The sequence below is a fragment of the Streptomyces sp. UNOB3_S3 genome, from assembly GCF_020740895.1.
In the GTDB taxonomy this organism is placed as follows: Bacteria; Actinomycetota; Actinomycetes; order Streptomycetales; family Streptomycetaceae; genus Streptomyces.
In genome coordinates this window covers 1-5,935 of the sequence record NZ_JAILXP010000415.1, presented here as the reverse complement: position 1 = coordinate 5,935, position 5,935 = coordinate 1, and the positions used below count along the sequence as shown (strand labels likewise).

Here is a 5,935-nt window from a genome sequence, read left to right as displayed (position 1 = left end):
GAGGGGCTCCGGGCCGCGCTCCGGGCCGTCCGGCCCGAAACCGGGCGGCAGCGGGCCCAGCTGGTCGAAGACCTCGATCCGCTCCTCGTCGGCGTCGGGCGGATCCAGCAGCTCCACGGCCGTCGCCAGGGCCTTGCGCGCCCCCGTGGCCGTACGGAAGCGGGCGTACGGATCGGGGTGGAGCAGATTGGCGACGACCTCCCAGAGCGGCTCGGGCACCTCCTGGGGAGCGCTCGGCACGCCCTGCCCGGGGAACAGCTCGACCAGCGCCTCGGCGTCCGGTTTCCGGCCCGTGAGGAGATAGAGGGCCACCAGACCGACGGCGAAGAGGTCGGCGGGAAAGTCCGGTTCCTCGCCCAGCATTTGCTCCGGCGCGAAGTAACCGGGCGTACCCATGACGAAGTTGGTGTCCGTGAGCCTCGGCTCGCCCTTGCGCATGGCGATCCCGAAATCGGAGAGCCGTAAATGCGGGCGGCCCGTACCGGTCGCCTCCAAAAGGAGGTTGGCCGGTTTGATGTCCCGGTGCACCACGCCTTCCGCGTGCACCGCCGCGAGCCCGGACAGCAGCTGGTCCAGTAATACGCAGACGAAATGCGGCGGCAACGGCCCGTAGTCGCCGATGAGATGGGCGAGCGAGCCGCCGCCCACCATCTCCATGGTGAACAGCACCTTGTCGTCGTCGGCCGCCCAGCTCATCGGGGCCAGCACATGGGGATGGTCGATGCGCAGCGCCTGCTCGCGGACGAACCTCAGCAGCGTGTGGGCGTCGCTCTGCTGCAGCACCTTCGCGGCCACGTAGCGCTTCCGCCGCTGGTCCCAGGCCCGCCAGACGGCGCCCGCCCCGCCCCGCCCGATCGGGTCCACCAGCCCGTACCGCCCAGCGAAGAGCTCGCCCATGTCGTGCGTGTCACCCCCGCCTCCGCCGTGCGCCGGCTCCCCCCGGCACGGTCAGTTCTGGTGCGCCTCGTAGTGGGCGACCGCCTCGGCGGTCCGCCCGGCGCCGTACACCCGGAGGAACTCGGCGAGTTCGGGGTGGGTGGGGGCGAGGGTCTCGGCGGCGTCGATGATGTCCCCCGCGCCCGCCACGGACCGCAGCAGCGACTGGATCTCGCGCACCACCCGGCGCACGGTCGGCGCCCCGCTGCTGGCCGTGGTCTGGGTGGAGTTGAGGACGGAGCCTCCCGAGCTCTTCTTGACCTCCTCCATCCGCTCCGCGGCCTCGGCCGCGCTCACGGTGCCGTCCGCGACCTGGCTGGAGAGCTCCTGGAGCGCCTGGACCCGCTGGACCACGGCGGGGTTGCCGATCTTGGCGCGCTGACCGCTCATCAGCTGGGAGAGCATGGGGGCGGAGAGGCCCAGGACGGACGCGAGACGGGCCTGGTTGAGGCCGAGGTCGTCGATGAGACGGCGGAAGAGTGCCCCCAACGGCTCCCCGTACCAGCTGCGCTGTAGCTCCCGTGCGCGGGCGGTGGCTTCCTGCTGTGCTGCGTCCATCACGCTCTCCCCTTCGCTTCGCTGCCGCGAATCTTGCGGTGCATCCTACGGAGAGTGGTGGGTCGCGGCGATACCCGGTCGGGAAAGAGCGCCGACACCGGGTAGTCTGGTCCCCGACGGGGCCTTAGCTCAGTTGGTAGAGCGCTGTCTTTGCATGGCAGATGTCAGGGGTTCGACTCCCCTAGGCTCCACCACGAAAACCCCTCCGACCTGCGGAAACGCGGTCGGAGGGGTTTTGTGTTCCCCGGTGGCCGTACGGTGCGGCCGAACCGTGTGCCGACTGTGTGCGGGCCGTGTGGAGGGCCTGTGCCGGTGCCCGTTTCGCCGTTCCCCCGGGGGCGGTCGTCAGGGGCGGTCGTCGTCGCCGTCGGTGGAGGCCTCCGTGTCCGCCCGGTCCTGCTTGGCCTGGACCTCCGGGTCGAGGACGGAACGGTCGCCGGTGCCGTCGACGGAGGACAGGTGCGCGCGGTCGGCGGGCTCGGTGGCCTCCGGGGGCTCGACGAGCCAGTCCGGGTTGGCCTGCCGGTCCCACCACTTCCAGGCGACGACGGCGCCGGCCGTGAGGAGCCCGAACACCACGAGCCGCCTGGCCACGCGCCCGCTGCGGCAGCGGCGGTCCCGGCGGCGGGTCAGCTTCTCCACGTCCTCGGCGGACACCTGGCCGCGCAGCGCGGCGAGGGCGGCGGTGCCCCGGGAGAGCGCCTCGTCCCGTACGGGCTCGGCGACGGCGCGGGCCCTCGTCGCGACCTGGTCGACCTTGGGCGGCAGGGCGTCGCGCGCGTGCTCGATGCGCGGGTGGAGATGGGTGTCGTACTGCGAGCGGGCCTGGTGCGCGGCCTCGGCGACCATGGGGGCGAGCCGGGTGCGGGCCTCGTGGGCGTAGTGCACGGCGGTGTCCTTGGCCGTGCCGGCGTAGGGCGCCACCACTTCCGCGGCGTGGCGCACGCTGTCCTTGGCGGTGCTGGTCGCGGCGCGCACGCTGTCCTTGCGGGTCACGGGATCCTCCTCCTCGGTGGCGTATGGTTTGTCGCCTTTCCACCCAGTGGAAAAATCATGCCTGCCGATGGGCGGTCCGGCATGTGCGATCGGGCATCCGGGTCATCAGGGGAGCTTCGGTCGACAATGCCATGGTTCGCCGCCGCGCGCCGGGCTTTGTCGGCTACTCGCCGCGAACCCGCCGTGCGAGGATCGGTAGCCGTCAGTGAACACTATGGAAGGTAGATCGTGGCCGAGCAGCTTTACGCCACCCTGAAGACCAACCAGGGCGACATCGAGATCCGGCTTCTGCCGAACCACGCCCCCCAGACGGTCAAGAACTTCGTCGAGCTGGCGAACGGCGAGCGCGAGTGGGTGAACCCGAAGACGGGCGCCAAGACGACGGACAAGCTGTACGACGGCACGATCTTCCACCGTGTCATCGAGGGCTTCATGATCCAGGGCGGCGACCCGCTGGGCAACGGCACCGGCGGCCCGGGCTACCAGTTCAAGGACGAGTTCCACCCGGACCTCGCCTTCGACAAGCCCTACCTGCTGGCCATGGCCAACGCCGGCCCGGGCACCAACGGCTCGCAGTTCTTCATCACCGTGTCGCCCACCGCGTGGCTGACCCGCAAGCACACCATCTTCGGCGAGGTCAGCAACGACGCCTCGAAGAAGGTCGTGGACGCCATCGCCACCACCGCCACCAACCCGCGCACCGACCGTCCGGTCAACGACGTGGTCATCGAGTCGGTCGTCATCGAGTCCCGCTGACGACCGCTTCGCACACCCCGCGGAGATCCGCCGTGGGCCCCCGGGCCCCGGCGTCCCGTGGGAACCTGGCGCCCCGCCCGTCCGTATGACGGGCGGGGCCGTGCGTTGTGCGGTGGGCACACCGGTCCGGCACAGGGGCGAGGGCCCGACACAGGGGCGAGGGAGAGCATGAACGAGCAGGCCGTCCGCTGCTACCGGCATCCGGACCGGGAGACCGGCATCCGCTGCGTCCGCTGTGAGCGCCCCATCTGCCCGGAGTGCATGGTGAGCGCCTCCGTGGGCTTCCAGTGCCCGGAGTGTGTGAGCGGCGGCTCCGGTACGGGTCACGATCACCGGGCGACGGCCGCGCGCACGGTCGCCGGGGCGGTCCATACGAGTGATCCGCGGCTGGTCACCAAGGTCCTGCTGGGGATCAACGTCGCCGTGTGGATCGCGGTGATGGCCACCGGCGACCGGCTGATGGACGCCATGGAGCTGTTCGGGCGGGCGACGCTGTCGGACTTCGGCCCGCTGGAGGGCGTCGCCGAGGGGCAGTGGTACCGGCTGCTGACGGCGATGTTCCTGCATCAGGCACCGATGCACATCGCCTTCAACATGCTCTCGCTGTGGTGGCTGGGCCCGCCGCTGGAGGCGGCGCTGGGCCGGGTCCGCTATCTGGCCCTCTATCTGCTGGCCGGTCTCGGCGGCAGCGCGCTGACCTATTACGTCGCCGCGCCCAATCAGCCGTCGCTCGGCGCCTCGGGCGCGATCTTCGGTCTGCTGGGTGCCACGGCCGTGCTGATGCGGCGTCTGAAGTACGACATGCGGCCGGTCGTGGCGCTGCTCGTGCTCAACCTGATCTTCACCTTCACCTGGAGCAACATCGCCTGGGAGGCGCATGTCGGCGGCCTGGTGGTGGGCACGGCGGTGGCCTACGGGATGGTGCACGCCCCGCGCGGCAAGCGGCTGCTGGTCCAGCGGCTGACCTGTGCGGCGGCCCTGCTGGTGATCGCCGCCCTGGTGGTCGTCCGGACGGCGCAGCTCGCCTGATCCGGGCGGGGGCCCGCGCCCGGGGGGCGCGGGTCACCCACATCGGTGGACGCACAGGTTGTCCACAACGAGTGCGGGATCTTGTGCACGCCGTATGGGAACAGGTGTTCTGGCTTCCCGCACCCCTGCCGAGCTGCGTTTTCGCTGGAAGGCGCCGGTGTGACCCTGGATACACAGCGCTTGCGATCAGTCACACCGGCGTCAACGCCAGGGAAGTTATCCACAGATCTTCTGAGTTTTCCCCACTGTGGATGAGGGTGTGGATAACCCCGCTACTTCCACTGGGTGGAGACGACGAAGCCCGCCGCGATGAAGCCGAAGCCGACCACGATGTTCCAGTTCTTCAGGGACTCCACCGGCATGTCGCCGCTCGTCACGTAGAAGACGACGATCCAGGCCAGGCCGATCAGGAACAGCGCCAGCATCAGTGGCGCCACCCAGCGACGCCCCGTCGTCAGCCTGATGCTCTGCTGCTTCACCGGCGGCGGCGTGAAGTCGTCTTTCTTGCGGATCCGTGACTTCGGCACGAGGGAACTCTCCTGTCGATGCGCTGCGTGACCGCGCTGGGGTTCACATGGGGCTGGGTATCACATGGGCTGTCCGCCGGGGCGGGAGCGACGGGAGCGCTTCGTTCCCCCGGGCGTCCGTTAGCGTAGTGCTTCCGCGGCGTCGGAGAGGATAAGGGTACGGTGAGTAATTCTGCGGACTCCACCAGTGGGCCCGTCCGGCGCTTCCGTCCGGTGCGGCTGCTGACCGGCGGCGTCTTCGCGCTGGCGGGCCTCATCTTCTGGATGAGCTTCAACACCGCCCAGGGCACCAACATCCGCACCGACGACTCCATGCTCCGTCTGTCGGACCTCATCCGGGAGCGCAGCCGCAAGAACGGCGACCTCGAGGACAGCGCCGCGGCGGCCCGCGCCCAGGTCGACGCCCTCGCCCGGCGCGACAACGGCGGCACGGCGGCCGAGCAGCGCAAGCTCGCCGCGCTGGAGGACGCCGCCGGCACCCGCAAGCTCGCGGGCCAGGGCCTGACCGTCACCCTCACCGACGCCCCGCCCAACGCCACCGCGAAGATCCCCGGGGTGCCCCAGCCCCAGCCCAACGACCTCGTCATCCACCAGCAGGACCTCCAGGCCGTCGTCAACGCCCTCTGGCAGGGCGGCGCCCGAGGCATCCAGGTGATGGACCAGCGGCTGATCTCCACCAGCGCGGTCCGCTGCGTGGGCAACACCCTCATCCTCCAGGGCCGCGTCTACTCACCGCCGTACAAGATCACCGCCGTCGGTGACCGGGGCGCCCTCCGCAAGGCCCTGGACGCCTCCCCGGCGATCCAGAACTACCTCCAGTACGTCGCCGCCTACGGCCTCGGCTGGAAAGTCGACCAGCACGAGGCGGTGACTCTCCCCGGCTACTCGGGCACAGTGGATCTCCACTACGCCAAGCCCATGGGATGACCCCCGGGAGGTGTCCGGCCGGTGCGCTCACGCCTCGTCGTACGGACGCTCAGCGAACTGTGCCTGACCGTCGGCACGCTGATCGTGCTCTTCGTCGTCTACCTCCTCTACTGGACCGGCGTCCGCGCCGACAGCGCCATGGACGACGAGATCGGCCGCCTCCGGGAGCGGTGGGCCGCGGGCCCGCCCGCCGCGGCACCCCCCTC

The 5,935-nt window shown here is 70.4% G+C and carries 7 protein-coding genes, 1 tRNA gene and 1 pseudogene; 5 read left to right on the top strand and 4 right to left on the bottom strand.

Annotation, left to right across the window (positions count from 1 at the left end):
- Both K6I33_RS30385 and K6I33_RS30380 read right to left on the bottom strand, forming a co-directional pair.
- The coding region (locus K6I33_RS30385; RefSeq protein ID WP_229357763.1) for a serine/threonine-protein kinase at window positions 1-897 on the bottom strand (897 nt) is incomplete at its 3' end.
- Between the two features lie 51 nt (window positions 898-948).
- Complete coding sequence (locus tag K6I33_RS30380; protein ID WP_229357762.1) at window positions 949-1,494, bottom strand: DNA-binding protein; 546 nt, start codon at window positions 1,492-1,494, stop codon at window positions 949-951.
- Window positions 1,495-1,612: 118 nt separating this feature from the next.
- Between K6I33_RS30380 and K6I33_RS30375 the strand changes: the two genes are divergently transcribed.
- Window positions 1,613-1,688: transfer RNA gene (locus K6I33_RS30375), tRNA-Ala, on the top strand.
- A gap of 151 nt (window positions 1,689-1,839) precedes the next feature.
- Here K6I33_RS30375 and K6I33_RS30370 read toward each other — a convergent pair.
- Complete coding sequence (locus K6I33_RS30370) at window positions 1,840-2,490, bottom strand: DUF5324 family protein (RefSeq protein ID WP_229357761.1); 651 nt, start codon at window positions 2,488-2,490, stop codon at window positions 1,840-1,842.
- A gap of 228 nt (window positions 2,491-2,718) precedes the next feature.
- Between K6I33_RS30370 and K6I33_RS30365 the strand changes: the two genes are divergently transcribed.
- The gene (locus K6I33_RS30365) at window positions 2,719-3,246 is read left to right on the top strand and encodes a peptidylprolyl isomerase (RefSeq protein WP_229357760.1); all 528 of its coding nucleotides are present in this window, start codon (window positions 2,719-2,721) and stop codon (window positions 3,244-3,246) included.
- A 168-nt stretch (window positions 3,247-3,414) separates the two neighbouring features.
- On the top strand, window positions 3,415-4,275 hold the full coding sequence (locus K6I33_RS30360; protein ID WP_229357759.1) for a rhomboid family intramembrane serine protease: 861 nt from the start codon (window positions 3,415-3,417) through the stop codon (window positions 4,273-4,275).
- A 272-nt stretch (window positions 4,276-4,547) separates the two neighbouring features.
- Here the strand turns inward: K6I33_RS30360 and crgA are convergent, their stop codons facing one another.
- Complete coding sequence (crgA, locus tag K6I33_RS30355; protein ID WP_229357758.1) at window positions 4,548-4,802, bottom strand: cell division protein CrgA; 255 nt, start codon at window positions 4,800-4,802, stop codon at window positions 4,548-4,550.
- Window positions 4,803-4,964: 162 nt separating this feature from the next.
- Between crgA and K6I33_RS30350 the strand changes: the two genes are divergently transcribed.
- On the top strand, window positions 4,965-5,729 hold the full coding sequence (locus K6I33_RS30350) for a DUF881 domain-containing protein (RefSeq protein ID WP_229357757.1): 765 nt from the start codon (window positions 4,965-4,967) through the stop codon (window positions 5,727-5,729).
- 21 nt (window positions 5,730-5,750) lie between these two features.
- Window positions 5,751-5,935 (top strand): annotated as a pseudogene (locus K6I33_RS30345) (class E sortase); the annotation flags it as partial.